The 26,925-nt window shown below is 65.7% G+C and carries 26 protein-coding genes and 1 pseudogene; 12 read left to right on the top strand and 15 right to left on the bottom strand.

Annotated features, from left to right (window positions below):
• Positions 1-97: 97 nt before the first annotated feature.
• From G9Q80_RS20790 to G9Q80_RS20770, 5 genes and pseudogenes are all read left to right on the top strand, one after another.
• Entirely contained in the window at positions 98-1,732 is a 1,635-nt protein-coding gene (locus tag G9Q80_RS20790) for a long-chain-fatty-acid--CoA ligase (RefSeq protein ID WP_088715257.1), read from the top strand.
• A complete protein-coding gene (locus G9Q80_RS20785) occupies positions 1,722-2,165 on the top strand; it encodes a MaoC family dehydratase (protein WP_088715258.1) in 444 nt (147 codons plus the stop codon). Before G9Q80_RS20790 ends, G9Q80_RS20785 begins: the two co-directional genes overlap by 11 nt.
• Before the next feature lie 95 nt (positions 2,166-2,260).
• Positions 2,261-3,496, top strand: a pseudogene (locus G9Q80_RS20780) (acyl-CoA dehydrogenase family protein).
• Positions 3,497-3,547: 51 nt separating this feature from the next.
• A complete protein-coding gene (locus tag G9Q80_RS20775) occupies positions 3,548-4,570 on the top strand; it encodes a phosphotransferase family protein (RefSeq protein WP_088715259.1) in 1,023 nt (340 codons plus the stop codon).
• Positions 4,563-4,958: a PaaI family thioesterase gene (locus tag G9Q80_RS20770; RefSeq protein ID WP_088715260.1), complete on the top strand. Its 396-nt coding sequence runs from the start codon at positions 4,563-4,565 to the stop codon at positions 4,956-4,958. The genes G9Q80_RS20775 and G9Q80_RS20770 overlap by 8 nt, the downstream gene beginning before the upstream one ends.
• Positions 4,959-4,982: 24 nt before the next feature.
• Here the strand turns inward: G9Q80_RS20770 and gph are convergent, their stop codons facing one another.
• The 7 genes from gph to mreC all read right to left on the bottom strand — a co-directional run bounded on the left by gph (position 4,983) and on the right by mreC (position 11,937).
• A complete protein-coding gene (gene gph, locus G9Q80_RS20765; protein ID WP_088715261.1) occupies positions 4,983-5,627 on the bottom strand; it encodes a phosphoglycolate phosphatase in 645 nt (214 codons plus the stop codon).
• Complete coding sequence (gene rpe / locus G9Q80_RS20760) at positions 5,624-6,313, bottom strand: ribulose-phosphate 3-epimerase (protein WP_043136392.1); 690 nt, start codon at positions 6,311-6,313, stop codon at positions 5,624-5,626. The genes gph and rpe overlap by 4 nt, the downstream gene beginning before the upstream one ends.
• A gap of 74 nt (positions 6,314-6,387) precedes the next feature.
• Positions 6,388-7,320, bottom strand: coding sequence for a 2-hydroxyacid dehydrogenase (locus tag G9Q80_RS20755; protein ID WP_168246576.1), 933 nt, complete (start codon positions 7,318-7,320; stop codon positions 6,388-6,390).
• A gap of 88 nt (positions 7,321-7,408) precedes the next feature.
• A complete protein-coding gene (gene rodA / locus G9Q80_RS20750; protein WP_088715263.1) occupies positions 7,409-8,548 on the bottom strand; it encodes a rod shape-determining protein RodA in 1,140 nt (379 codons plus the stop codon).
• On the bottom strand, positions 8,545-10,488 hold the full coding sequence (gene mrdA / locus G9Q80_RS20745) for a penicillin-binding protein 2 (protein ID WP_088715264.1): 1,944 nt from the start codon (positions 10,486-10,488) through the stop codon (positions 8,545-8,547). Before mrdA ends, rodA begins: the two co-directional genes overlap by 4 nt.
• Positions 10,485-11,024 carry a hypothetical protein gene (locus tag G9Q80_RS20740; RefSeq protein ID WP_043136407.1) on the bottom strand — a complete coding sequence of 180 codons (540 nt, stop codon included), beginning with the start codon at positions 11,022-11,024 and terminating at the stop codon, positions 10,485-10,487. The genes mrdA and G9Q80_RS20740 overlap by 4 nt, the downstream gene beginning before the upstream one ends.
• A complete protein-coding gene (mreC, locus tag G9Q80_RS20735) occupies positions 11,017-11,937 on the bottom strand; it encodes a rod shape-determining protein MreC (RefSeq protein WP_043136409.1) in 921 nt (306 codons plus the stop codon). Before mreC ends, G9Q80_RS20740 begins: the two co-directional genes overlap by 8 nt.
• A 191-nt stretch (positions 11,938-12,128) precedes the next feature.
• On the opposite strand from mreC, the gene G9Q80_RS20730 reads away from it, so the two are divergent.
• Entirely contained in the window at positions 12,129-12,464 is a 336-nt protein-coding gene (locus G9Q80_RS20730; protein WP_133066407.1) for a hypothetical protein, read from the top strand.
• Positions 12,465-12,524: 60 nt separating this feature from the next.
• Here G9Q80_RS20730 and G9Q80_RS20725 read toward each other — a convergent pair whose 3' ends face one another.
• On the bottom strand, positions 12,525-13,562 hold the full coding sequence (locus tag G9Q80_RS20725; protein WP_371931771.1) for a rod shape-determining protein: 1,038 nt from the start codon (positions 13,560-13,562) through the stop codon (positions 12,525-12,527).
• A 156-nt stretch (positions 13,563-13,718) separates the two neighbouring features.
• Positions 13,719-14,561, bottom strand: a complete 843-nt coding sequence (locus tag G9Q80_RS20720; protein WP_088715265.1) for a hypothetical protein — start codon at positions 14,559-14,561, stop codon at positions 13,719-13,721.
• 167 nt (positions 14,562-14,728) lie between these two features.
• Between G9Q80_RS20720 and G9Q80_RS20715 the strand changes: the two genes are divergently transcribed.
• From G9Q80_RS20715 to G9Q80_RS20705, 3 genes are all read left to right on the top strand, one after another.
• Positions 14,729-15,133, top strand: a complete 405-nt coding sequence (locus tag G9Q80_RS20715; RefSeq protein WP_043136416.1) for a hypothetical protein — start codon at positions 14,729-14,731, stop codon at positions 15,131-15,133.
• Positions 15,134-15,299: 166 nt separating this feature from the next.
• Complete coding sequence (locus G9Q80_RS20710) at positions 15,300-17,807, top strand: GcvT family protein (RefSeq protein WP_088715266.1); 2,508 nt, start codon at positions 15,300-15,302, stop codon at positions 17,805-17,807.
• 202 nt (positions 17,808-18,009) lie between these two features.
• On the top strand, positions 18,010-18,459 hold the full coding sequence (locus G9Q80_RS20705) for a YtoQ family protein (RefSeq protein WP_043136422.1): 450 nt from the start codon (positions 18,010-18,012) through the stop codon (positions 18,457-18,459).
• A gap of 43 nt (positions 18,460-18,502) precedes the next feature.
• On the opposite strand, the gene G9Q80_RS20700 is transcribed toward G9Q80_RS20705, so the two are convergent.
• Complete coding sequence (locus G9Q80_RS20700) at positions 18,503-19,204, bottom strand: glutathione S-transferase family protein (protein ID WP_088715267.1); 702 nt, start codon at positions 19,202-19,204, stop codon at positions 18,503-18,505.
• A gap of 125 nt (positions 19,205-19,329) precedes the next feature.
• Between G9Q80_RS20700 and mscL the strand changes: the two genes are divergently transcribed.
• Positions 19,330-19,755, top strand: coding sequence for a large conductance mechanosensitive channel protein MscL (gene mscL / locus G9Q80_RS20695; protein ID WP_074621196.1), 426 nt, complete (start codon positions 19,330-19,332; stop codon positions 19,753-19,755).
• A 73-nt stretch (positions 19,756-19,828) separates the two neighbouring features.
• Complete coding sequence (locus tag G9Q80_RS20690) at positions 19,829-20,716, top strand: cation diffusion facilitator family transporter (protein WP_069209165.1); 888 nt, start codon at positions 19,829-19,831, stop codon at positions 20,714-20,716.
• A gap of 13 nt (positions 20,717-20,729) precedes the next feature.
• On the opposite strand, the gene ald is transcribed toward G9Q80_RS20690, so the two are convergent.
• The gene (gene ald, locus G9Q80_RS20685; RefSeq protein ID WP_088715268.1) at positions 20,730-21,848 is read right to left on the bottom strand and encodes an alanine dehydrogenase; all 1,119 of its coding nucleotides are present in this window, start codon (positions 21,846-21,848) and stop codon (positions 20,730-20,732) included.
• Between the two features lie 135 nt (positions 21,849-21,983).
• Between ald and G9Q80_RS20680 the strand changes: the two genes are divergently transcribed.
• Positions 21,984-22,442, top strand: a complete 459-nt coding sequence (locus G9Q80_RS20680; protein ID WP_043136437.1) for an Lrp/AsnC family transcriptional regulator — start codon at positions 21,984-21,986, stop codon at positions 22,440-22,442.
• A gap of 157 nt (positions 22,443-22,599) precedes the next feature.
• Here the strand turns inward: G9Q80_RS20680 and ccoS are convergent, their stop codons facing one another.
• From ccoS to ccoG, 4 genes are read right to left on the bottom strand one after another with little or no spacing between them, the layout of a single operon-like run.
• Positions 22,600-22,761, bottom strand: coding sequence for a cbb3-type cytochrome oxidase assembly protein CcoS (ccoS, locus tag G9Q80_RS20675; protein ID WP_043136439.1), 162 nt, complete (start codon positions 22,759-22,761; stop codon positions 22,600-22,602).
• A gap of 10 nt (positions 22,762-22,771) precedes the next feature.
• Complete coding sequence (locus G9Q80_RS20670; RefSeq protein ID WP_088715269.1) at positions 22,772-24,958, bottom strand: heavy metal translocating P-type ATPase; 2,187 nt, start codon at positions 24,956-24,958, stop codon at positions 22,772-22,774.
• A 1-nt stretch (position 24,959) separates the two neighbouring features.
• Positions 24,960-25,424: a FixH family protein gene (locus tag G9Q80_RS20665; RefSeq protein WP_043136444.1), complete on the bottom strand. Its 465-nt coding sequence runs from the start codon at positions 25,422-25,424 to the stop codon at positions 24,960-24,962.
• Positions 25,424-26,851, bottom strand: coding sequence for a cytochrome c oxidase accessory protein CcoG (ccoG, locus tag G9Q80_RS20660; protein ID WP_069209162.1), 1,428 nt, complete (start codon positions 26,849-26,851; stop codon positions 25,424-25,426). The genes G9Q80_RS20665 and ccoG overlap by 1 nt, the downstream gene beginning before the upstream one ends.
• Positions 26,852-26,925 lie beyond the last annotated feature (74 nt).

Raw genomic sequence — 26,925 nt, 5'->3', positions numbered from 1 at the left:
GGGCACTCCTTGCGTCACTTTCTGGAAAAACGGTTGCACGGTGGCAATGCTCGCGCGCAGTCTAACCGGACGCAGGCAGACGGCAAGGGAGGGCCAGATGCAAGGCATGATGATGCATATGCCGTTGAGGATCATCGAGATTCTCGACTACGCGGCACAGGCGCACCCGGGAGGAGAGATCGTCTCGGTCCGGACCGAGGGGGACATTCACCGCGAAACCTATGCCGAGGCCTTTGCCCGCGCCGGGCAGTTGGCGCATGGGCTGTCCGCCCTGGGGGTGAGCGACGGCGACCGCGTGGCGACACTGGCCTGGAACGGCTACCGCCACTTCGAGCTGTACTATGCAATCAGTGGGATGGGCGCGGTCTGTCACACAATCAACCCGCGTCTTTCTGCCGAGCAGATGTTGTACATCATCGGGCACGCCTCGGACCGGGTGATTTGCGTGGATCTGACCTTTGTGCCGATCGTCGAGGCCCTGGCGGACCATTTGCCCGAGCGGCTGACTCTGGTGGCGATGACCGACCGGGCGCATATGCCGGACAGCAAGCTGGACTGGCTGTGCTACGAGGACCTGCTGGAAGGGCAGCCCAGCGCCTATGACTGGCCAGTGATGCCCGAGGACAGCGCGGCGGGGCTTTGTTACACCTCGGGCACCACGGGGAACCCAAAGGGGGCGCTGTATTCGCATCGCTCGACCGTGCTGCATGCGCTTTACCTGGCGGTGACGGTGCCGCGGTCGCTGCATGAGGGCGCGCGTATCCTGCCGGTGGTTCCCATGTTCCACGTCAATTCCTGGGGCCTGCCCTATGCGGCGCCACTGGTGGGGGCCTCGCTGATCATGCCGGGGGGCAAGCTGGACGGTGCCTCTGTCTTCGACCTGATGGAAGAGGAAAAGGTGACGGCCTCCTGGGGCGTGCCGACCGTCTGGTTGGGGCTTCGGGCCGAGGTGGAACAGCGCGACGCGGTGCCCTCGGCGCTGGACCAGCTGGTGATCGGCGGGTCTGCGGCGCCGCGGGCGATGATCGAGTTCTTCGAGAAACGCGGGGTGGATGTCTGCCACGCCTGGGGCATGACAGAAATGAGCCCGGTGGGGACGCATGGACAATTGTCCAAACCGATGCAGGAGTTGCCCTTCGATGAGCGCATGGCGTTGAAGGCAAAACAGGGACGGCGGGTCTTTGGGGTCGAATTGCGGATCGACGGCGAGGACGGCAAGCCTCTGCCTCATGACGGTACATCCTCCGGAGAGCTGCACGTGCGGGGGAACACGATCATTTCCGGCTATTTCGGGGATGAGGCCGCGACGGAAGACGCTTTTGATGCCGACGGCTGGTTCGGTACGGGTGACGTGGCGGTGATCGACGAACGCGGTTTCCTGGCAATACAGGATCGGTCCAAGGACCTGATCAAGTCGGGGGGTGAGTGGATCAGTTCGCTGGATCTCGAGAACATCGCGATGGGGCACCCCAAGGTTGCCAGTTGCGCGGTTATCGCGGTGTCGCATCCCAAGTGGGAGGAACGTCCCTTGCTGGTGGTGGTCCCGCGGCAGGCCGATGATCCGCCGGACCTGGAGGAGATTCACGAGATGATGCTGGAGCATCTGGCGAAATGGCAGTTGCCGGACGCGATGGAATGCGTCGAAGACCTGCCGCTGACAGCGACGGGCAAAGTGTCGAAACTGACCCTGCGCAAGCGGTTTGCGGACTACGTGCTGCCCGATGCTGGCTGACGACCTGAGGGACATGGCGCCGCGCGAAAGCGGCTGGGTGACGCTGGACGCGGCACGGGTCAAGCTGTTCGCCGATGCCACGGAGGACTGGCAGTTCATCCACCTGGACGAGGAAAGGTCGGCGGCCGAAACGCCCTTTGGCGGCTGTGTCGCGCATGGGTTCCTGACGCTGTCGATGCTGTCCAAGATGTCCTACGAGATCATGGAGGGGCTCGAGGGCGTCAGGTCCAGCATCAACTACGGTTTCGACCGCATCCGCTTCGTCTCGCCGGTCCGGGTGGGGCGTCGGATCCGGGGGCGTTTTACGGTGGCCAGTGTCGACGAACGCGAGGGCTGTCTTGACGTGCATTGGGACGTGGAGGTCGAGATCGAGAGCGCCGAGCGGCCGGCGCTGGCCGCCAACTGGATCACGCGGTTGTACTTGGACGGGTAGCGACGAGTACGCCTGGAGCGGCGCGACGCCCATCCGCCCACCCCGTGCGCGCCGCTCCAGGCGCGGGCGGTGAGGGGCTGTCGAGAGGAGGGGACATGGACCTGGGGATGACGGAGCGCCTGCGCCTACTGGTGACGCAGGTGCGAAAGATGATCGACGAGGAGATCGCGCCGCTGGATGCCGAGTTTCATGCGCTTGTCGGCACGCATCCCTCGGGCAACCGCTTTGCCTTGGTGCCGCGGCAACTGGACATCCTGGACGGGCTGAAGGCCGAGGCCAGGGCGCGGGGATTGTGGAATTTCTGGCTGACGGACTCCGACAGGGGTTATGGGCTGACCACGGTGGAATATGCCTACCTGGCCGAGGAAATGGGCAAGGTCGGTCTGGCGGCGGAGGTCTTCAACTGCAGCGCGCCGGACACCGGAAACATGGAGGTACTGGAGCGTTACGGCGAAGGCTGGATGAAGGCGCGCTGGCTGGCGCCCCTGCTGGAGGGAGAAATCCGGTCTGCCTATGTCATGACGGAACCGGATGTCGCCTCTTCGGATGCGACGCAACTGGCCTTCGAGGCGCGGTGGGATGGCGATGACTACGTGCTGAACGGAGAGAAATGGTGGATCAGCGGCGCCGGCGATCCGCGCTGTGGGCTGTATATCCTGATGGCCTGTACCGACCCCGGTGCGGCATGACATGCTCGGCACACGATGTTCGTCATGGATCCGGGGGCCCCCGGGATCGAGATGCTGCGGCCGATGACCGTCTTTGGCCAGGATGATGCGCCGCATGGGCACATGCACCTGAGATTCACCGATGTGCGCCTGCCCGCCCGGAATGTCGTTCTGGGCGAGGGGCGCGGCTTTGAGGTGGCGCAGGGACGGCTGGGTCCGGGGCGCATACATCATTGCATGCGGGCCATCGGCCAGGCAGAGAAAGCATTGGAATTGATGTGCCGCCGGGGCCTGTCGCGCGAGGCTTTCGGCAAGCGCATCGCCGATCTGGGCGCCAATCACGACATCATCGCCAATGCTCGGATGGAGATCGAGATGGCGCGCCTGTTGTGTCTCAAGGCGGCCTGGATGATGGACACGGCCGGTGTGCGCGCGGCGCAGCCCTGGATTTCCAAGATCAAGGTGGTGGCGCCGCTGATGGCGGCCCGGGTGGTGGACGAGGCGATGCAGATGCACGGCGCGGGCGGGATCAGCCAGGACCATGATCTTGCCGCGATGTGGACGCATATCCGCACGTTGCGCTTTGCCGACGGACCCGATGCCGTCCACCGGCGACAGGTGGCGCGGGCGGAACTGCGAAAATATGCCAGCGAGAACCACTGACGGGTTCTGTTGCAGGTGAGTATTTGAAGAGAAAAGAAACAGGGGGGCGGGATGCAGGCGGTGGACTTGGCGCGCGTGGCGGAATGGATGCAGGACCATGTGCCGGGGTTTTACGGGCCGCTGCAGGCCGAGCAATTCGAACAGGGCCAGTCCAACCCCACCTTCCGGCTGGACAGTCCCTCGGGTCGCTATGTCCTACGACGCAAGCCTCCGGGGAAGCTGTTGAAATCCGCGCATGCGGTGGACCGGGAGTTTCGCGTCCAGTCTGCGCTGGCCGGGACTGGCGTGCCCGTGCCGAGGATGTTGGCATTCTGCCAGGACGACGCGGTGCTGGGCAGTGCGTTCTACATCATGGAGCATGTCGCCGGCCGCACCCTTGTCGAACCCGACCTGCCGGGGGAGGCGCTGACCGGACGGGCCGCGATCATGGACGAGATGAACCGCGTTCTGGCTGCGCTCCACTCCCTCGACCCGGTCCGCCTTGGCCTGTCTGATTACGGTGCGCCCGGAAACTACTATGAACGACAGCTGGCGCGGTGGACGGGGCAGTACCGCGCCTCGGAAACCGAACGGCAGCCTGACATGGAGGCCCTGATCACCTGGCTGGAACGGGCCGTGCCTGCCGATGACGGGCAGCGGACGCTCGTGCATGGCGATTTCCGCCTGGACAACCTGTTGTTCGCGCCAGAGGGGGCAGAGTGCAGGGCGGTGCTGGACTGGGAGTTGTCCACGCTGGGCCATCCCCATGCGGACCTCGCCGGGGTCCTGATGCAATGGCAGTTGCCGCCGGGGCCGGAGACGCGCGGACTGGCCGGGGTGGACCGGGCAGCACTGGGCCTGCCCTCGGACCAGGCATTCGTCACCACCTATTGCGCGCGACGCGGGATCGACGGGATCGGCAACCTTGGCTTTTGTGTGGCCTTCGCCTTCTTCCGCATGGCAGCGATCCTGCAGGGGGTCAGGAAACGTGCCCTTGACGGCACTGCCGCGAACCCGGAAAAGGGTTTGAAACTGGGCGCTTATGTGCCGACATTTGCAGCTATGGGGCTGGAGGCCCGGCACGGATATGGATGAGGCTTTCCGCGAGGCACCCTATGCCTATTCCCGGCACATCGGGATGAAGATGACCGAATGGCACGAGGGCTATGCCGCCTTCGAGCTGCCGCTGGAAGATTTCCTGATGAACCGCCACGGCAATCCGCACGGCGGTGTCCATGCCTCGCTGCTGGACACGGTCATGGGCTACGCCGGCTGCTGGACCGGCGATCCCGAGCGCAAGCAGCTGTGCCTGACGCTGAGCCTGAACGTGCAGTATCTCTCGCGCCCGAGGGGCCAATTGCTGAAGGGCGAGGGCTGGAAGACCGGCGGTGGGCGGTCGTCCTTCTTCGCCGAGGCGCAGATCGCGGATGAAACCGGCGAGCTGATTGCCAAGGGCACGGGCGTGTTCAAGTACCGGTCTTGAAGGCGCGGCGGGCTGAACCCCTCCCTACGCCAGGTCCGCGACCAGCGCGGGCAGATCTGCGTGATCCGCGAAACTGGCCCTGTGCGGCAGGTCCCCGACCGGGGTCTTGCGATAGCCCTCCGTGAACAGCAGGAACGGGATGCCCGCGTTCTGTGCCGTCTCGACGTCTGTTTCGCTGTCGCCCACGTAAAGCGCGCGAGAGGCGCCGTCGAGCGCGGCGTGCAGCATGGCCGGGTCGGGCTTGCGCGTGGGCAGGCTGTCCCCGCCGATGACAACCTCGAAGAAGGACGCCAGCCCGGTGTCGCGCAGCGCGGACAGCGTGGCCTCATGTGGCTTGTTGGTGCAAAGGGTCAGCCGATGGCCTGCCTCTTGCAGTGCGGTCAGTGCCTCGCGCGCGCCGGGATAGACCGAGTCCGGGTCGCTGGGCGTGTTGACGTAGTGATGCATGGTGCGGCGCGTCAGCTCGGCGTGATGGTCCTGCGAAACGCCGACGTGATCCAGCACCCGTTCCAGCAGGATCGGCAAGCCCCGTCCGACAAAGCCTTGCGTCGTGTGGCGGTCGATCCCGGGCAGGGACATTTCCGCCAGTGCCGAGGCCACGCCGTGATGGATATGCGGCACGCTGTCGATCAGTGTGCCGTCCAGGTCGAAGGCGATGGTCAGGCTCATGCGGCGAGCGTGGTGGCCGCAGTGCGGATCGCGCGGATGTTCTCGCCATAGGGCGCCGGGTTCTCGACCGATCCGCCGCGGAACACGGCAGATCCGGCCACCAGAACGTCGGCGCCAGCCTCGACCACAAGCGGCGCGGTGGTCGGATCGACGCCGCCGTCGATCTCGATATGCACCGGGCGGTCCCCGATCATCTGGCGCAGGGTGCGGACCTTGCTGGTCATGTCGATGAATTTCTGCCCGCCGAAGCCGGGGTTCACGGTCATGACGCAGACCAGATCGGTCAGGTCCAGCAGGTGTTCGATGGCCTGCGCCGGGGTGCCCGGGTTCAGCGCCACACCCGCCTTCATTCCGGCGGCGCGGATTGCCTGCAGGGTGCGATGGGTATGCGCCCCGGCCTCGACATGGGCGGTCAGGATGTCGGCGCCCGCTTCGGCGTAGGCCTCGATATAGGGATCGACGGGGGCAATCATCAGGTGCACGTCCATGACCGTCTTGACATGTTTGCGGAAGGCTTTGACCGCGGGCGGGCCAAAGGTGAGGTTCGGGACGAAGTGCCCGTCCATCACGTCGACATGGATCCAGTCGGCGCCCTGATCCTCGACGGCGCGGATCTCACGCCCGAAATCGGCGAAATCGGCGGACAGGATGGAGGGGGCGATCTTGACGGTGCGGTCGAAGGGCATGGGTTTTCCTGAAAGCAAGGCGGTTGAACAGGGATTTGGCCGCTGAAGGGCGCCGGGTCAAGTCCGGTACGGGGTCAGTACCCGGCGTCGCGGTCCACGAGGTGCAACAGGGGCTCTCCGGCTTCGCCACGGCGGATGTTTTCGGCGATGACGCGGGCCGCCGTCCCGGGGCGTGTCGTGGAGGCGATATGCGGGGTGACGGTGACATGGGGGTGGGACCAGAAAGGATGATCTTCCGGCAGTGGCTCGACGCGAAAGACGTCGAGCGTGGCATGCGCGATCTGCCCCGCGTCCAGCGCGTCGATCAGCGCGCCATCGTCGATCAGCGGCCCGCGCCCCGGGTTGATGAGGAAAGCGCCGCGCGCCGGCAGCGCCAGCGTCTCGGCGTCGATCAGGTTCAGGGTGGCGGGCGTATCCGGCAGCAGCAGGATGACGATCTGCGCATCGGTCAGGGCCTTGCGCAATCCGTCCTCCCCTGCATGGCAAGTGACACCGGGCAGTTCCTTTTGCGTGCGGCTCCACCCCGTGACCGGGAAACCCAGCGCGGCCAGAGCCTTGGCACAGGCTTGCCCCAGCGCGCCCATCCCCAGGATCGTCACGGGGCGGTCAGCCGACAGCGGCGGCGGGGTCGCGTCCCATTCGCGGTCCGGGTTCACGATATGGGCGTCCATGCCAAGGTGATGGCGCAGCGTATGGCCGGTGACCCATTCCACAATGCCCTGGGTCAGACCGTCCTCGTCGACCATGCGGGCCAGCGGCACGTTCAGGGTCTCGTTCCCGGTGATGCCCTCGACCCCGGCCCAGAGGTTCAACACGGCCTTGAGCCGGGTATAGGGCGCGAAATCCTGCACGTCCGAATTCGGCGCATAGACGATGTAATCGACCTCGGCGGCGGGCAACTCGGTACCGAGCCGATAGTCCAGCCCGGCGGCGTCAAGCGCGCTGCGCAACGGGCCTTCGTAGTCCTCCCATTTCTCGGAGCGGGCGGCGAAGAGGATATTGGTCATGGTCGGGGCTCCGGTCTGCTTTTGACCCCTTAGACCACGCGCACCGGCCAAGGGAAAGCGGGTGCCCCGGGGCCAGGTCCGGCCCGGTTCACCTTGGCCGGTGGATATGCGCGCTTTGCACCAGGCCAAAGGCCAGCATCAGGACCAGCATGGCCGACCCGCCATAGCTGACCATCGGCAGCGGCACACCAACGACCGGGGCCAGCCCCATGACCATCGACATGTTCACGGCGAAGAACAGGAAGAAGGTCAGCCCGATTCCCAGGATCAGCAGTGAAGAGAACCTGTCGCGGTTCTGCAGGGCCGCCACGATGCAAAAGACCAGGATCAGGACGTAAAGCGCCAGCAGGGAAACCCCGCCGACGAAACCGAATTCCTCGGCCAGCGTGTTGAAGATGAAGTCGGTGTGTTTCTCGGGCAGGAAGTTCAGCCGCGATTGCGTGCCCTGCATGAAACCGCGCCCTGTCCAGCCGCCCGATCCCATCGCGATCTTGGCCTGGGTGATGTGATAGCCCGCCCCCAGCGGATCCTGTGACGGGTCCAGGAACGTGTCGATGCGACGGAACTGGTAGTCCGCCAACAGCTGCCAATCGGTGCCGCGGCTCTGGAACACGGCCCAGATGGTGCCGATGCCTGCGCTGATCACGGTGGCAAAATACAGCCAGTGCACCCCGGCAAGGAACATCATCAGTCCGCCTGCCGTCATCAACAGGACCGCGGTCCCCAGGTCCGGCTGCGTCAGCACCAGGCCCGTGGGCACAAGGATGATGAGGATGGGAACGAGCACCCAGAGCGGGCGTGAGGTGCGCGACAGCGGCAGCCGGTCATAGTAGGCGGCCAGCAGCATGACCATCGCGATCTTCATCACCTCGGAGGGCTGCAACCGCATGAAGCCTAGGTCGATCCAGCGCTGGGCGCCCATGCCGACGGCGCCGAACAGCTCGACCATCACCAGAAGGCCGAGCGAGCCGAAATAGGCGACCAGCGCCATGTTGCGCCAGAACCAGATCGGCACCATCGCGACGATGAACATCAGCGCCAGGCCCAGGCCAAAGCGTTTCATCTGCGGTTCCGCCCAAGGGCTGAACGACCCGCCCGCAACCGAGTAGAGCATCAGGAACCCGATGCCCGCCACCGCCGTCAGCAGGACGATCAGCGGCCAGTTCAGGTGCAGGATCTTGCGCCAGCCGGTTGGGACCGTCTTGACGTTGTACTCAAGATACGTCACGCGCTGTCGCTCCCCTGAGCGCGACGTTCGGCGCGTTCGCGCGCCAGCCGTTCCTGCTGGGCCTTGATGCGGCGCCGGTCAGCCGTGGGATAGGCCTCGAGTGGGGGATCGCCCTTGTAGAGCGCCTGCAGCGTGACGTCGCGGGCGATCGGCGCTGCCGTGGTACTGCCGCCGCCGCCGTGTTCGACCACCACCGAGACGGCGATCTGGGGCGCCTCTGCCGGGGCGAAGTTCACGAACAATGCGTGGTCACGCCGTTCCCAGGGCAGGTCGTCGTTCGAGGTGACGCCGCGCGCACGTTCGGCAGCGGTGATATTGCGGACCTGGCTTGTACCGGTCTTGCCGGCCATGCGCATCTCGGCCGCGTCGATGCGCGACCGGTAGGCGGTGCCGTGGCGATGGTTCGACACCGCGAACATGCCGCGGCGAATCTGGCGCAGGTGGTTGGGGTTGATCCCGAGGTCTGCCCCCTCCAGGTGCACGGTCTCGATGCCGTCGACGCTCTTGACGAGGCGCGGCGTGACCGCCTTGCCGGTGGCGATGCGTGCCGTCATTACCGCCAGTTGCAGCGGCGACGACAGGACGAAGCCCTGGCCGATGGAGGCGTTGACGGAGTCCCCGATCACCCACTCCGCGCCGCGGTTGCGCCGTTTCCATTCCTTGTCGGGGATCAGGCCGCCGGTCACCGCCGACATCGGGATGTCATGCGACTCGCCCAGACCCAGACGGCGCGCCATGTCGGCGATGCGTTCGATGCCGACCTTCAGCGCCATCTCGTAGTAATAGACGTCGCAGCTTTCGCGCAGGCTCTGTTCCAGGGTCATGTGGCCGTGGCCGACGCGTTTCCAGCAGTGGAACTTGCGTCCGCCGACCTCCAGGTGGCCGGGGCACCAGACAGTGTCGTCGGGCGTCATCAGGCCCGCGTCCATCGCCGCCAGCGCCGTGACCATCTTGAAGGTCGAGCCGGGCGGATAGGCGTCCTGCACGGTTTTCGAGGCCAGCGGGCGGTGGTCATTGTCGCGCAGCTCGCCGTAGTCGGCCACCGAAATCCCGCGTACGAACTTGTTGGGGTCGTAGGACGGGGCCGAGGCGATGGCCAAGAGGTCTCCGCGGTTGACGTCCATCACCACGACAGAGGCACTTTCCTGTCCAAGGCGGGCCTGGACGTATTCCTGCAGCGCCGTATCCACGGTCAATTGCAGGTCGGCGCCGGCCTCGCCCTCGCGCCGGTCGAGTTCGCGCATGACGCGGCCCACGGCGTTGACCTCGACCCGTTTGGCGCCGGCATTGCCGCGCAGCTGTTCCTCGTACTTGGCCTCGACGCCCACTTTGCCGATCTGGAACCGGGGGATGCGCAGCACGGGCGGCGGATCCTCGTAGCGCGACAGGTCGCGTTCCGAGACCGGCCCGACGTAGCCCGCCACATGGGCATAGAGATCGCGGTTCGGGTAGACCCGGCTCAGGCCCACCTCGGGCGTGACGCCGGGCAGGGCTGGGGCGTTGACCGCGACGCGGCTGATGTCCTCCCACCGGACGCGATCGGCGATGGTGACGGGAAAGAAGGGGGCCGTCCGCTCCATCTCGACCAGGGCGCGGTTCAGGTCGTCCTCGTCCAGTTCCACCAGTTGGCCCAGGCGGCGGATCACCGTGGTCACGTCCCCCGCGTCCTCACGCGTCAGCGTGATGCGGTATGTCTGTTCGTTCTCGGCGATCACCCGGCCTTCGCGGTCGAAGATGCGGCCACGGGCGGGAGGAATCAGCCGGATGTTGATGCGGTTTTCCTCGGCCAGGAGGCGGAATTCATCCGCCTGGTCGACCTGCATGTGACGCATCCGCAGGGCCAGCACGCTGGCAAAGCCAAGTTGCAGTCCGCCCAGCATCAGCCCGCGTCGCGTGATGCGACGGGCACTGTCGGCGGTTTCGCGTGGGCTTCGTCTCATAGCGGGCGTCCCGTGTGATCATATTCTCCCGGCGTGCTGCGGCGCACGCCAAGTGCAAGGTAGCTGATCGCGGCCACCAGGGGGTAGATCGCGACCGTCATACCATATTGCATCACCCATAGAGAAAGCATTCCCGGCGTCACGATCAAGAGTGCGAGAGTGACGCGGTAGATCACGGTGATGACCAGAAGGCCGGTCGCGGCGGTCAGCCATTCGGCGGCAAAAGTGTTCTCGCGCACGTGGCGGCCCCGCACCTTGAGCCATTCCGAGGTCAGCAGCACCAGCAGCGCCCAAAGTCCGGGGGGCCGATGAAAAAGGAAGTCCGCCAGCAGCATGACCCCGGCGATGGACATCATCGGAACGTAGTCGGGCCGCCGCAGTGCCCAGGCAAAGGTCAGTGCCGTCAGGACGTCCGGCCCCGCGATGCGCGAGGGCATGATCTGCAGGGGCAGCAGGTGGACGAAGAAGATCGCCAGGGCGAGCGCCACGTAGGTGGCCCGCATCGTCCAGAGCCGCGCCGGGCTGTTCTCAGCCATCGCCGGGCGTTCCCGGTGCTGCGGGGGGCGGCGGCGCACCGGCGTCGGGCAGGGCCTCCGGCAGGATCAGCGAAGAGGGTGCCTCGACCCGGCGTGCGCCGTGGTCACGCAGGACGCGCAGGAATTCCAGTTGTTCGTAATCGGCGGCCAGGCGCACCCGCAACCGCCCGCCGGGGTCCTGCGCCACCTGGCCGATCAGCAGGCCGGGCGGAAAGACCTCGCCGTCGCCGGTGGTCACGATCCGGTCACCGGGGCGCACCAGGTCGGGGTTTTCCAGGAAGTCGATGGGCGGGGCAGAGGTGTTGTCACCCGCGATGATGGCACGCTGGCCCGAAGGCTGGATTTCCGCCGGGATGCGCGATGTCGCATCGGTCAGCAGGATCACGCGGCTGGTATTGGCGCCCACGCCGGAGACCCGGCCCACCAGCCCGATCCCGTCCATCGTCGCCCAGCCGTCCACGATGCCGTCGCGCCCGCCCACGTTGATCAGCACCGACTGCCGGAACGGAGAGCCGGAATCCGCCAGAACCACGGCGGTGATATAGGTCAGACGCGGGTCCAGACGGACGTTGTTGAGGTCGCGCAGGCGGGCGTTTTCCTGTTCCAGCTGCAGCGCCGCCTCTTTCCAGGCGGTCATCTTGCGCAGCTCGCGGCGCAGCTCCTCGTTCTGTTCATACAGCTGCTGATAGCTCTGGAAATCGCGCACCAGCCGGATGGTGGCCGTCACCGGCGCCATCGCCCAGTCCATGCGCGGAACCACCGCGTCCACGACCTGCGCGCGGAACCGTTCCACGCGCGGACTGTCGATGCGCCACAGCAGGAAGATCCCGAAGAGCACCAACGCAAGGACGACAAGCAACAGCCGCTTGAGCGGGCCGGTAAAGTCGTCGGATGCATTGCGGTCGCTGGCCATGAGACTCGTCGGGTTCGTTTAGCCTATTCTGTATAGATTGGTGCCCGGTTACTACAGTCACGCTTGACCCAGAGCCAGCACAACTTTGCCGACCCGCGACGGTGGCATAGGCTGCATGTGCGGGAAGTCGCCTCCCCTGTCTTTAAGGTGCGGCTGTCTACCGATCCCGTTTCGAGTACATGGAGCTCGCTATGACACCATTCTTTTTGTCGGCCCTTTTCGCCGCAAGCCTTTCTTTTGCGACATTACCCAGTTTTGCCGCGGCGCAACAGATGCTGTCCGACGGGCAGGAAATTGTCGCAACGTTTTCGAAAGGCCCCTTTTCAAGTTTTCAGGGTCGATATGGTACAGGGAAGGTCGGCTTTACCTATCGCAAATCGTCAAACACTCTCGGTCCAGCCAGCATCCTATCACACACGGGCAACGAGATCGTTGCGCGGGGGACCTCAACTACCTGTACGTTCCGCAAAAACGCCTCCGTCAGTTGCAAGAACGGTAGCCGGGGCGTTTGGCAGTTGGCCAAGTAGAACACGACCAAAGCTTGCCGAAACGGGCAGAGGGCAAGCTCTGGCAATCGTGCCGCGCGTTCAGCTGTCGTAGTCGATGGCGTGGCGCAGTTGTTTTTCGTATTCCAGCGCCTTGCCGGTGCCCAGGGCCACGCAGTTGAGGCTTTCATCCGCGATGGACACGGCGAGGCCGGTCTGTTCACGCAGGGCGAGGTCCAGATCCCCCAGCAGTGCGCCGCCGCCGGTCAGCATAACGCCCCGGTCGACGATGTCGGCGGCGAGGTCCGGCGGTGTCGCTTCCAGCGCGGTCATCACCGCCTCGCAGATCGCCTGCACGGGTTCGCTCAGCGCCTCGGCCACCTGGGCCTGGCTGATCTCGGTTTCCTTGGGCACGCCGTTCAGCAGGTCGCGGCCCCGGATCTGCATGGACGAGCCACGCCCGTCGTCCGGCATCCGCGCCGTGCCGATCGAGGTTTTGATGCGTTCGGCGGTGGATTCACCCACCAGCAGGTTCTGCTGGCGGCGCAGGTAGTTGATGATCGCCTCGTCCATCCGGTCGCCCCCCACGCGGACCGAGCGCGCGTAGACGATGTCGCCCAGTGACAGCACCGCGACCTCGGTCGTGCCGCCGCCGATGTCGACGACCATGTTGCCGGTCGGGTCGGTGATCGGCATGCCGGCGCCGATGGCTGCTGCGATGGGTTCCGCGATCAGGCCCGCCTTGCGCGCGCCTGCCGACAGCACCGACTGGCGAATGGCGCGTTTCTCGACCGGGGTCGCGCCGTGCGGGACGCAGACGATGATCTTGGGCTTGGAGAAGGTCGAGCGGCGGTGAACCTTGCGGATGAATTCCTTGATCATCGCCTCGGCGGTGTCGAAATCCGCGATCACGCCTTCGCGCATCGGGCGGATCGCCTCGATGCTGCCGGGGGTCCGGCCCAGCATCAGCTTGGCGTCTTCGCCCACGGCCAGGACTTTCTTCTGGCCATCCTTCACATGGTAGGCGACCACCGAGGGCTCCGACAGGATAACCCCCTTGCCCTTGACGTAGACCAGCGTGTTCGCCGTTCCCAGGTCAATGGCCATGTCCGAAGAAAACAGGCCCAGGATGCCATCCATGCCAAACATATTGCTCTTGCCCCATTGCCTCATTGGCCCGCGACTCTGCGAGCCCGGACCTGCGCCGTTATAGGGCTGAGCCACTGGATGCGGAAGGGGGGCAGGGGGGCAAATCAGCGGGGAATCGCCGCATGCCGCCTTGTCAGGCAGGCGCGATCAGTGTGGCGGGCCGTTTAGCCGGACCTGTGCCGCCTCTGTCGCGGGCGGGACATGCGGCATGTCCCGGGGTTTCTCGGATTCGGGCCGGGCCGGGCGCCCGCTTTTTGCTGCAAGCGCGCGCAAAGCGCCAAGATCGACGGTGTCCAGAAAGCCCAGGATCGCCGGGTCCGGCGCGCGGGTGGTCAGGCGCAGGTCTATGGCGCCGACCCGGGCGACAAAGCCGCGCAGGCGGTGCGGGCGCTGCCCGTCGTCCGCGATCTGGACCGGCCCCAGGATCTCGAACCAGGTCAGGTCCTGGGCGCTGCTGTGTTCGATCAGCGTGTCGATACGGTCGAAATGCGAGTCGATGGCGCGGAGATGCGCCCGCCAAACCGGGTGCGGAATGCTGCGGTCCGGGTCCTCGACGGACAGGACGATCAGGCCGCTCTTGCCGCGATAGGTGCGCGTGGTGTCTGCGCGGTAGCGCTCCAGCGCGGCGACCTCCCGGCGGGGCAAGCCATCGGCGGGGGGCAGTCCCAGTGTGGCGCGGCCCAACTCGCGGTCGCGGGCCGCCGCCTGCGCGGGACTGAAGAGAAAGGCTGCCTGTCCAACGGTGTCGGGTTCCTCCGTCCAGCCCGGAGGAGCCGGCGGCATGGCGTCGCGGACAAGCGAGGACCGGCGCAGAACCCGGCCCATGACGCCGCCGCGGTCGCCGAACCGCTCGATCAGGGTGGTGATGTAGTGCGCCTTGCCGAAGTCGGCCCCGGCACGCGACCACTGTACGGCATAGTCGACACCGAGAGGGCCAAGCCCGGCCAGCCCGGCAAGGGCGAGGATGCCGAAACCTCTGGCGCGTGACATTCCCAACTCCTGTGCAACCCACAGGAGATCAACTGGCCTCCAATCGGGGCACGAGTTTGGCGTCGCGACGTCGAAAGCGGGAAAATCATGCGGACGAAAAGGTTTGACAGGTTCTAGAGCATGAGCGGAAACTAAAATGACCAAGCGTCAACGTGAGAGGCATTTCAATGAAGCGACTGATTTCCATGATCCTTGCCTGCCTGGCGGCCAGCCCGGCATTCGCGGACTCCTGCTGGGATCACAACGGATCCATCATGCGCCTGACGGATCAGGGCAACAACCGCTGGTTCTGGTACGAAACCACGCCGCACAGCTGGCAATACCCGGCGGGCGTGACGCCCGGCGTGTTGCTGTTCAACGGCTGGAAGAACGGTGAGTGGTACAGCGGCACGGCGCGGCGGTTTTCCAAGTACTGTCCCGGCACTCCGCTGGAATACCATGTCGAGGGGCCGGTCCTGCAGAACCCGCTGCGCGTTCAGGTCACAGGGCAATATCAGGTCCAGCAGAACTGCCAGCCGACCGGCGAATGGCGTAGGGATACGCTGGTCTTTACCTACCGATACCAGTGCTAGACTCGGGCGCCTGACGCAGGGGAAAAGCCGCGGCGCCGTCCCGCGGCTTTTTGCATGCCCAGCGATCTTCTTGCGCGTCGTTTTCCCCGCATGACGTGTCGGGCGCGCGCGGCGCCGGGATGTGCGGCGCGGTATTGAGGGGAAAATGAACCCGGAGAGTCGCGTCATGAAAACCCATGTCAAAGCTTTGGTCGTCGGCGGTGGCGCCGTCGGCACCTCGATTGCCTATCACCTGGCCAAGGCCGGCTGGGAAGACGTCATGCTCGTCGAGCGTGACGAACTCACCTCCGGCTCGACCTGGCACGCAGCCGGCCTGTTGCCGCTGTTCAACATGTCCTATGCGACGACCCACATCCACAAATACTCGGTCGATTTCTACAAGACTCTCGAGGAAGAGACCGGGCTGAACGCCGGTTTCGCCGTGGTGGGCAACCTGCGCATGGCGCAGACCGAAGAGCGCATGGACGAATATCGGCTCTATGCCTCGACCGCCGAGACCTGCGGCGTGCCCTATGTCTGGCTGACCCCGGACGAGATCAAGGAGCGCTGGCCGCTGATCAACACCGAGGATCTGAAGGGCGCACTCTACCACCACACCGATGGCTACATCAACCCGGCCGACGTGACCCAGGCGATGGCCAAGGGCGCGCGTCAGCGCGGCGTCGAGATCGTGCGCAAGCTGCAGGCCGACAGCTACAACTGGACCGGCACGCACTGGGAAGTCACCTGCACCAAGATGGTGGAAAAGGGCGGCAACCTGGTCGAAAGCGACGAGACCGTCACCATCACCGCCGAGCATGTTGTGACGGCGTCCGGCAACCACGCGCAGCGCACCGCCAAACTGCTGGGCATCAAGATCCCCGCGATCCCGGTCGAACACCAGTTCATCGTCACCGACGTGGACCCCGCGCTGCAGGCCTGGCGCGCCGAGGGCAACCCCGAGCACCCGGTCATCCGCGACGCCGACGCGCAATCCTACGTCCGCGAAGAGCGTGGCGGCTGGATCCTGGGCGTCTACGAAAAGCACGCGCCCGCCTGCTTTGAATACGGTGTGCCTGACAGCTTCCGCGCCGACCTTTTCCCGCTCGACCTCGAGCGGATCGAGGATCAGTACATGGCAATGATCCACCGGATGCCCTCCTGCGAGGAATCCGGCCTCAAGGACGATTTCAACGGTCCGATCTGCTACACCCCGGACGGCAACCCGCTGGTCGGCCCGGCCCCGGGTCTGCGCAACATGTGGCTGGCAGAGGGCTTTTCCTTCGGCATCACAGCTGCCGGCGGCACCGGCTACTACCTTGCCCAGATGATGGTGGACGGCGAGGCCGAGATCGACATGGCCTCGCTCGACCCGAAACGCTATGGTCAGGGCTGGATGACCACCGAGTTCGCGGCACGCAAGAACGAAGAGTGCTACGACCACGTCTACATCCTGCACCACCCGGACGAGGAACGCCCGGCCTGCCGTCCGCTGCGCACCGCGCCGGCCTATGACCGGCAAAAGGCCAAGGGCGCGCAGTTCGGGTTTGTGAACGGCTGGGAACGTCCCAACTACTACGGTCCGCTGGATGCACCGGAAAACTTCGACCACGACGCGCGCAGCTTCCGCCGCGGCGGCTGGTGGCAATATGCCGTGGACGAGGCCAAGGCCGTGCGCGAAGGCGTGGGCCTGATCGACGCGACCGCCTTTACCAAGCACATCGTCGAGGGCCCCGGAGCGACACAGTTCCTGGACTGGTTCACCTGCAACAAGCTGCCCAAGGTCGGCCGCATCAACCTGACCTACGCGCTGACCAGCCACGGCACCACCCGCACGGAATACACCATCGTGCGCCTGGCCGAGGACAAGTACTACCTGGTCTCCGCCGGTGCCTGGACCTCCTATGACAGCGATTTCCTGCGCAAGGCGATCGAGGACAAGCGCGACGAATTCGGCTGGATCTCCTGCCATGACGTGACCACCCAGTGGGGCGTCTTTGCCATCGCCGGGCCGAAATCGCGCGACGTGCTGAAAGAGATCGTCAAGGATGCCGACCCGTCGACGGCGCTGGGCAACAAGCGTTTCCCCTGGCTGTCGATGCGCCACATCGAACTGGGCATGGTGCCGGTCATGGCGATCCGCGTGGCCTATACCGGCGAACTGGGCTGGGAACTGCATCACCCGATCGAGATGCAGAACAACCTGTGGGACCAGCTGACCACCGCCGGCGAAAAGCACGGGATGAAGCTGGTCGGCGCGCGCGCCCAGAACTGGCTGCGGCAGGAGAAATCCTACCGTGCCTTCGGCAACGAGTTGGGCCGCGACGCCACCCCGCTGGAGGCCGACCTGCCGCGCTTTGTCGATCTGTCCAAGGATTTCCAGGGCAAGGCCAAGCTGGAGGAAACCGGCGTGCGTTCCAAATGCGTGACGCTGCTGATCGACGGGCCGGCGGATGCCGATCCCTGGGGCCGCGAGGCGCTTTATGCGCCGGATGGCACGCGCGTCGGGCGCCTGACCTCGGGCGGCTACTCGGTCGCCTTCGGCAAGTCCATCGGCATGGGCTACGTCAAGCCGGAACTGGCGGTCGAGGGCACCCAGCTGAAGGTCAAGATGCTGGACCAGCTCTGGGACGCGACGATCACCCAGGACAGCCCCTATGACCCGAAGAACGAGGTCATCCGCGTCGACGGCTGACACTGACACTCCGGACGGAGGCCGGAAAACGGCCTCCGCTCTCTGGCCGGGCGCCCCTACCGGGGCCGCCCGGCCATTGCATTTCAGGGAGCGGAAATACCCGGCGGTCGTGCCGCCGCCGCCTTGCAACGGGCGCTGCCACCGATATGTTGACAGGAAACAGGGCGCCCAATGCGCCCTTTTTCATCGAAAGGAACGCGGAATGGGACTGAACGTCTATCTTTCGGGCGAGATTCACACCGACTGGCGCGACCAGATCATCGACGGCGCGCAGGGGCTGGACATCACCTTCAATGCGCCGGTCACCGACCACGCCGCCAGCGACGACTGCGGTGTCGAGATCCTGGGCGCCGAGGACAACAAGTACTGGCACGACCACAAGGGCGCGATGGTCAATGCCATCCGCACCCGAAAGGGCATTGCCGACGCGGATGTGGTCGTCGTGCGCTTTGGCGACAAATACAAGCAGTGGAACGCGGCCTTCGACGCGGGCTATGCCAGCGCGCTGGGCAAGTCGCTGATCATCCTGCAGCCGCCGGAACACGATCACGCCCTGAAAGAGGTCGATGCCGCCGCCCTGGCGGTGGCGCGGACGCCGCAGGAGGTGGTGCAGGTCCTGCGTTACGTCCTGACCGGTGCTTTGCCGGGCTGAGGAGGCTCGGGGCGGGGGAGACCCTGCCCCGAGGCCGGTCAGATCAGCCCTCGCGCGCCGGGATCTTCATGCCGCGCTGCACGGCCGTGCGTTCCAGGAAGCGTTCGAGATAGGCATTGGTGCGGGGAAACGACGTCCAATCGACCACGTCACGCGCACCGTAGAAGTCGAGGATGTTCAGCCACGGCGCGATGGCGATGTCGGCGATGGAATAGTCGCCGGCAATCCAGTCCTTGTCCGCCAGTTGGCCTTCGATCACGTTCAGCAGGCGCTTGGCCTCGTTGACATAGCGCTCGCGCGGGCGCGGATCCTCTATCTCGGAGCCCGCGAACATGTGGAAGAAACCAAGCTGGCCCAGCATCGGGCCCACCCCTCCCATCTGGAACATCAGCCATTGGGTGATCTGGTGCTTTTCACGGGCAGAGTTCCCAAGAAGCTTGCCGCTCTTTTCCGCCAGGTACAGCAGGATCGCGCCGGACTCGAACAATGCCAAGGGGGCGCCGTCCGGTCCGTCCGGGTCGATGATCGCGGGGATCTTGTTGTTGGGGTTGAGGCTCAGGAAGGCCTCGCTCTTGACGTCCGCATCCGCCAGCGTGACCAGGTGCGGCTCGTAGGGCAGGCCGGTCTCTTCCAGCATGATCGAGGCCTTGACCCCGTTCGGCGTGGGAAACGAGTACAGCTGGATGCGCTCGGGATGCTGTGCGGGCCAGCGGGCCGCGACGGGATGGGTGGCGAGATCGAACATTTGCTTGGCCTTTTTCCGGTTTGGGGGAAAGCTAGGCATGTTTTTCCCGGTTTCACAGGGGCCGGGCTGTGCAATGGCGCAGAACGCATGTGGACAGGCGGATACGCCGGAACAGGGACAAGGGTATGTTTCAGGAATTCAGGAACTTCATCGCCAAGGGCAATGTCATGGACATGGCCGTGGGCATCATCGTCGGTGCGGCCTTCACCGCCATCGTGACCTCACTGGTCGGCGACATCATTAATCCGGTGATCGCGCTCTTTACCGGCGGCATCGACTTTTCCGGCTGGTTCTACGCGCTGGACGGCAATGACTATGCCTCGCTCGAAGCCGCCAAAGAGGCCGGGGCGCCTGTCTTTGCCTTCGGCAAGTTCGTCATGGCCGTCATCAACTTCCTGATCGTGGCCTTCGTGGTCTTCCTGCTGGTCAAGATGGTCAACCGAATCAAGGATGCCGCCGCCAAGGAGGAAGAACCCGTTGCCGAGGCACCCAAGGGGCCGACCGAGCTGGAGGTCCTGCTGGAAATCCGCGACGCGTTGAAGCGGGACTGACCGGCGCCCCCGGGTTGCGCAGCCCGGGAGGCTTGGCTATCAGGCCGGTGCGACGCGCCTGCCAGGAGATGTCATGCCAAGAGCCGTGAAAATCGCCCTGGGCAGTATCGCTGTCGGGGTTGCCGTGCTGGCGATCAAGCTACTGGCCTGGTGGCTGACCGGCTCTGTCGCGCTGCTGTCGGACGCACTGGAAAGCATCGTCAACGTGGCCACGGCCATCGCCGCCTTCGTGGCGGTGCGCATTGCGGTGCAACCGGCCGATGCGGATCACCCCTTCGGCCATCACAAGGCCGAGTATTTCAGCGCCGTCATGGAAGGCGTGATGATCGTCGTGGCGGCGATTCTCATCCTGAACGAGGCGTGGGGCGCCTGGAATGCCCCGCGCGACATCGACGCGCCCTTTACCGGTCTGGTTCTGATTGGCCTTGCCAGTGTCATCAACGGGATCTGGGCCGTTGTCCTGATGCGCGAGGGGCGCAGCCTGCGCTCACCCGCGCTGGAAGCGGACGGGCGTCATCTTATGACCGACGTGGTCTCCTCTGCCGGGGTCGCGATCGGCGTGGTGGCCGCCGTGTTGACCGGGGCGCTCTGGCTGGATGCCCTGCTGGCGGCGCTGGTGGCGGTCAACATCCTGTGGTCGGGCTGGCAGGTGTTGCGCGGTTCCGTCGGCGGGCTGATGGACGAAAGCGTGCCCGAGGACGACCTCGAGGCCATGCGCGAACTGATCTCGGCCAATGCCGAAGGCGCGGTCGAGGCGCATGACCTGCGGGCCCGCCACGCGGGGCAGGCGACATTTGTCGAGTTTCACCTGGTGGTGCCGGGGGAGATGTCGGTCGATACGGCGCATGACATCTGCGACCGGATCGAGGCGGCCATGATGGCCGCCTTCGACGGGTGCCGCGTCACGATCCATGTCGAGCCCGAGCACAAGGCCAAGCACAGCGGGATCGTGGTTCTCTAGCAGCGGCGCCTGGTCAGCCCTTGATGACCAGTTGCGGAGAGGTCACGTCGATGCCCTGCGCCTGGCCGACCGCGAAATAGGTCAGCTTGCCCGCGTGCACGTTCAGCCCGTTCAGCAGGTGCGGATCGTCGGCGCAGGCCTGTTTCCACCCCTTGTCCGCCAGCGCCAGCATGTAGGGCATGGTGGCATTGCCAAGCGCGATGGTCGAGGTGCGCGCCACGGCGCCGGGCATGTTGGCGACGCAGTAGTGCATGATGCCGTCCACATCGTAGATCGGATCCGCATGGGTCGTGGCGCGCGAGGTCTCGAAGCAGCCGCCCTGGTCGATCGCCACGTCGACCAGCGCCGCACCCGGTTTCATGGATGCGAAATCGGCACGTTTCACCAGTTTGGGCGCCTCGGCGCCGGGGATCAGAACCGCGCCGATCACCATGTCGGCCTGTTCCAGGTGTTCGGCCAGGAGGCCGGCGCTGGAATAGCCGGTGCCGAAGGTGCCGCCAAAGACATCGTCGAGATAGCGCAACCGGGGCAGCGAGCGGTCCAGCACGGTGACATCCGCGCCCATCCCGGCGGCAATGCGCGCCGCGTGGGTGCCGACGACGCCGCCGCCGATCACCAGCACGCGGGCCGGACCGACGCCGGGCACACCGCCCATCAGCACGCCACGCCCGCCATTGGCCTTTTGCAGCGTCCAGGCGCCCATCTGCGGCGCAAGCCGCCCGGCGACCTCGGACATCGGGGCCAGCAGCGGCAGCCCGCCGCGTTCGTCGGTGACGGTCTCATAGGCGATGGCGGTGCAGCCGGAGGCCAGCAGGTCCTGCGTCTGCGCCGGGTCGGGCGCCAGGTGGAGATAGGTGAACAGCAACTGCCCCTCGCGCAGCATGGCGCGTTCGACGGCCTGGGGCTCTTTGACCTTCACGATCATCTCGGCCTCGGCAAAGATCTCGGCCGCGGTCTCGGCCAGCCTTGCGCCTGCTACGGTGTAATCCTCGTCGACAAATCCGGCGCCGGTGCCGGCGCCTTTCTGCACGATGACCTCGTGACCATGTCCCACCGCCTCGCGGGCGGCATTCGGGGTCAGGCCGACGCGGAATTCCTGGGGTTTGATCTCGGTGGGGCAACCGATCTTCATGTGTTCTCCTCCTCGGGTGTGCACAACAGTATGCCAGCGAAGCCTTGCAAAGGGGTCGCAAGCTCGCGCATTCTGGCGGGGCACGGCGCACGAATTTTCGATGAATGATCGTTTGGGGTGGAGGATCTTGCGTATATGACGCTGGATGAGACAGACAGGCGCATCCTGCGCGTATTGCAGCGCAAGGGGCGCATCTCGAACGCCGACCTTTCCGAAGAGGTACATCTGTCGGCCTCGGCCTGTCACCGAAGGGTTCAGCGCCTGGAAACCGAAGGTTACGTGCGCGACTACGTGGCGCTGCTGGATGCGCGACGGATGGGGTTTCCTTCGACCGTCTTCGTGGAAATCACCCTGACCGCCCAGGCCGACGAGGTGCTGGAGGCCTTTGAAAAGGCGGTGTCACGGGTGCCGGCGATCCTGGAATGCCACCTGATGGCCGGGACGGCGGACTATATTCTCAAGGTCGTGGCCGAGGATACCGAGGATTTCGCCCGCATCCATCGCCAATATCTCAGCCGGCTGCCGGGCGTGGCGCAGATGCAAAGCTCATTTGCCCTGCGCACCGTGTTCCGGACCACGGCCCTGCCGGTGTGAGGGGGCAGGGGGCGCTGCCCCCGTCTCCCTCCGGTCGACTCCCCCGGGTGTATTTTGGCCAAGAAGAAGCCGGAAGGGGGCTGGAGAGGACAGGAGCGTCCGTGTCCCAAGAGGTCTGTTCCGATCCGCCAGGCTGTCCGCGCGCGGACTGGACCTGTCAGTCTTGCTTTGGGCGGTCGTCGTATTCGCCCGACAGGATGCGCTGGGCGTCGCCCTCGGGGTCGTCGTACTGGTTCGAGCGCAGGGTGAAGACGAAAAAGGCCAGACCCGCGCCGCCCAGCACCAACGAGATCGGAATCAGGTAGGTCAGGATGTTCATGACGGGCCTCCTATCGCAGTCTCAGCGCGTTCAGCGACACGGTAATCGAGCTGGCCGACATGGCCAATGCGGCAATCAGCGGCGAACAGAGCCCGGCCACTGCCAGGGGGACCGCGATGATGTTGTACCAGGTTGCCACGGTGAAATTCTCTCGGATGCGGCGGGTGGCCTTGCGGGCGGTCTGCACCGCCTCGGGGATCGGCGCCAGTGAGCCGCCCAGAAGGACGATGTCCGAGGCGACGCGCGCCGCGTCCAGCGCCGAGGCGGGCGAGATCGAGGCATGGGCGGCGGTCAGCGCCGCCGTGTCGTTCAGCCCGTCACCCACCATCAGCACATGCGCGCCGTCGCGGCTCATCATGGCGATGCGGGTGGATTTGTCCTGCGGCAGGGCCTCTGCCATCCACTGCGTGATGCCCAGCCGTTCCGCCAGCGACTCGACCGCCGGGGTGGTGTCGCCGGAAATTAGGATGACCTTGAGTCCGGCCTCCCGCAGGGCGGTGACGGCCTCTTCGGCCCCCTCTCGCAGGCGGTCGGTAAAGAGGAAGGCCTGTGCCGGTCCGTCCCCCACCCGCAGCCAGGCGGCGGTCTTGTCGGTCTGGCCGCCGCCGACCCAGGTTGCCCGGCCCAGCCGGACCTCCTGCCCGCGCCAGATGCCCGTGGTGCCGTGGCCCGGGATCTCGGTCACGTCGGTCAGGGTCTCGGGCTTGATCCCGGCCTCGCGCGCGGCGGCGGCCAAGGATTGCGACAGCGGATGGCTGGAACCATCGGCCAGCGCCAGCGCGAGTTCCAGGTCTCGGCGGGTGAAATCGCCGAGGTTGGTCAGTTCCGGCGTGCCGGAGGTCAGCGTGCCCGTCTTGTCAAAGACGACCGTGTCGACCTGCGCCAGCCGTTCCAGGGCGGTCGAATCCTTGATCAGCAGCCCGCGCTTGAACAACCTTCCAGAGGCGGCGGTTGTGACGGCGGGCACGGCAAGGCCAAGGGCGCAGGGGCAGGTGATGATCAGCACGGCGGCGGCGATGTTCAGGGCCACGCGCAGGTCGCCTGCGTAGATCAGCCAGCCGACGAAAGCCAGCGCAGAGAGGATGTGCACGCCGGGGGCGTAGAGTTTCGCGGCCCGGTCGGCCAGCGAGGTATAGCGCGAGCGGCCGGACTCGGCCACGGCGACCAGATCGGCCATGCGGTGCAACGAGGTGTCGCGGCCCACGGCGCTGGCACGGATGGTCAGCGGACCGGTCAGGTTGACCTCACCGGCACTGACCGTGCGCCCTGGTTCCGCGAAGACGGGCAGGGTCTCGCCGGTCAGCAGGGAACGGTCCAGCTCGGAGGTGCCCGAGACGATTTCGCCATCTACCGGCATCCGCCCGCCGGGGCGCACGCGGATCAGGTCACCGACGGCCAGTTCGCCCACCGGGACCTGCGTTTCGCCCGCGTCGGTGACGCGCCAGGCGCGGGGCACCTCGAGCGCGGCCAGTTCCTCGGCCGCCGACCGGGCCACCGAGCGCGTGCGGTGATCGAGATAACGGCCTGTCAGCAAAAAGAAGGTCAGCGCGATGGCGGCATCGAAATAGGCGTGCTCGCCCGACAGCGAGGTTTCCCAGAGCGAGGTGCCAACCGCCAGCAGGATGGCCAGCGAAATCGGCACGTCCATGTTCAGGCTGCGGGCGGACAGCGCCGTCCAGGCGTTACGGAAGAATGGCATGGCCGAGAAACCGACCGCCGGCAGGACAATCGCCGCCGAGATCCAGTGGAACAGATCGCGCGTCGGCCCTTCTGCCCCGGACCAGACCGCGATCGACAGCAGCATGACGTTCATCGCCGCGAAGCCGGCAACCGCCAACCGCATGAGCAGATCCCGCCCGGCCTTGTCCGTGGCCGTGGCCGAAATCGCCGTGTTGTCGAGTTCATGCGCCTCGTAGCCCGCGCCCTGGACCACCGGGATCACGTCGGCGGCGGTCAGGTCCGGGTCGGCCTCGATGCTGACCCGTTTCAGGGTCAGGTTGACACGGGCCGAACGGACCTGGGGCACCTTGTCCAGCGCGCGTTCCACGGCGGACATGCAGGCGGCGCAATGGATCGTCGGCAGGGACAGGACGATATGCGCCTCCTGCGGCGCCTCATGGTGTGCAAGCGCCTCTGCCGCCGGGGCGGCGGCGCAGGCCGGGCAGGCCGAGGCGGGGGGGCGCAGGGTGGCGGTCATCTCAGTTTGTCACCGTCATTTCCAGCCGCTGTTCGAAAGGCGTGCCATCGAGCGCGGTGGCCTTCAGCCAGACGTCCCAGTTTCCGGGGCGCAGGTCCTCGTAGGCGATGTAGGCGTGGCCGTTGAAGGCGAATTCGGGCTCGCGGTCCTCGCTGACGTTGGTCGGGCGGCCAACCGTCGCGGTCAGCTTGCCCGCCTGGACCGGGCGCCCGTCCTCGTCGGTGATCGAGAGGATCAGCATGTCTTCTTCCAGCCGGGCCTCGACGGTCCAGCCCAAGGCCTCCTGCGCCTCGCGGCGCTTGTCGAAGGTCTGGCTGGCGACGTAGGAGTTCGCCACCTCGAGCCCGGGGAAGGTGCTGACGGCATTGACCGCCAGCGCGATGTTCACCCCGATGATGATGCCGAAGGCGCCGCCGAAGATGCCCAGCACATGCCAGCCGGTCAGCTTGAACTCTTTCCTGGCCATCAGTTCGCCGCTCCGTTGAAGATCGTGTCGCTATGGGCCCGGTCGCCGTTGGTCAGATCCTCGACCCAGAACCGGAATTCGGTGCGTTCTGCCTCTGCCGGCCCGGAATCGGGCGGCGCGATGACGTAGACCCTTTGGAGGTAGGTCTCGTTGGCGGGCACGTCCACGGTTTCATAGGGCGTGCCTTCCAGCTGGACCCGCAGGTATTCGTTTCCGATCAGGGAGATCCGGAACGGACGGTCCTCGCCGTGCTTGTTCAGGAGACGCACGTCGTAGGTGTTCCGGATCGAGCCGTCCGACAGGGTCACGAAGGTCGGGTTGCGGACAGGTGCGACCGTCATCTCGATGTCCGGTCGGATGAAGAGCGCAAAGACAAGCCCGATGCCGACGAGAGACCACAGCGCCGTGTACATCATCGTCCGCACGCGAAAGACGTGCTGCCAGACCGGGCGCGGCGTGTTGCCCTCGCGCTCGCGCGGCTCGTCCGACAGGGCCAGGTAGTCGATCAGACCGCGGGGCTTGCCGATCTTGGCCATCATGTCGTCGCAGGCGTCGATACAAAGCGCGCAGGTGATGCATTCCAGCTGTTGCCCGTCGCGGATGTCGATCCCCATCGGACAGACGTTGACGCAGGCCATGCAGTCGATGCAGTCGCCCAGGTTCTCTGCGCCCTCTGCCTTGCGGTGCTTGCCGCGCGGTTCACCGCGCCATTCGCGATAGCCGACGGTCAGCGTGTCCTCGTCCATCATGGCGGCCTGGATGCGCGGCCAGGGGCAGGCATAGATGCAGATCTGTTCGCGTGCGAAGCCGCCAAAGAAGAAGGTGGTCGCCGTCAGGATCAGCATGGTGGTGTAGGCCACGGGATGCGCCTGCCCGGTCACGAGGTCGACCAGCAGCGTCGGCGCGTCGGTAAAGTAGAACACCCAGGCGCCGCCGGTGGCGAGGCCGATCAGGAACCATATCGTCCATTTCGTCAGCCGCAGCCGCACCTTGCGAAAATCCAGCTTGTCCTGGCGGTGCAGGCGCAGGCGCGCATTGCGGTCGCCCTCGACCCAGCGTTCCACGAGGATGTAGAGATCGGTCCAGACGGTCTGCGGGCAGGCATAGCCGCACCAGACCCGGCCCAGCGCCGAGGTGAACAGGAACAGTCCCAGCCCGGCCATGATCAACAGGCCCGCGACAAAGTAGAACTCATGCGGCCAGATCTCGATCCAGAAGAAGAAGAAACGGCGGTTGGCCAGGTCGATCAGCACCGCCTGGTCCGGCAGCTGCGGTCCGCGGTCCCAACGAAGCCAGGGCGTGATGTAATAGATGCCCAGCGTGATGATCATGATCACCCACTTGAGGTTGCGGAACTTGCCGCTGACCCGCCTGGGGAAGATCGGTTCGCGCGCTGCGTAAAGGGACGGTGGGGTACTGTCGGACACGGGGAATCGCTCCGTTGGACTCGGGTTCGCGAGGGGTTTACCCAGTGCGGCAGGACAACAGCTTTGACCTGTAT

It is taken from the genome of Mameliella sp. LZ-28 (genome assembly GCF_012274245.1).
GTDB classification, from domain to species: Bacteria; Pseudomonadota; Alphaproteobacteria; order Rhodobacterales; family Rhodobacteraceae; genus Antarctobacter; species Antarctobacter albus.
This window is presented reverse-complemented; position numbering and strand designations above follow the sequence as displayed.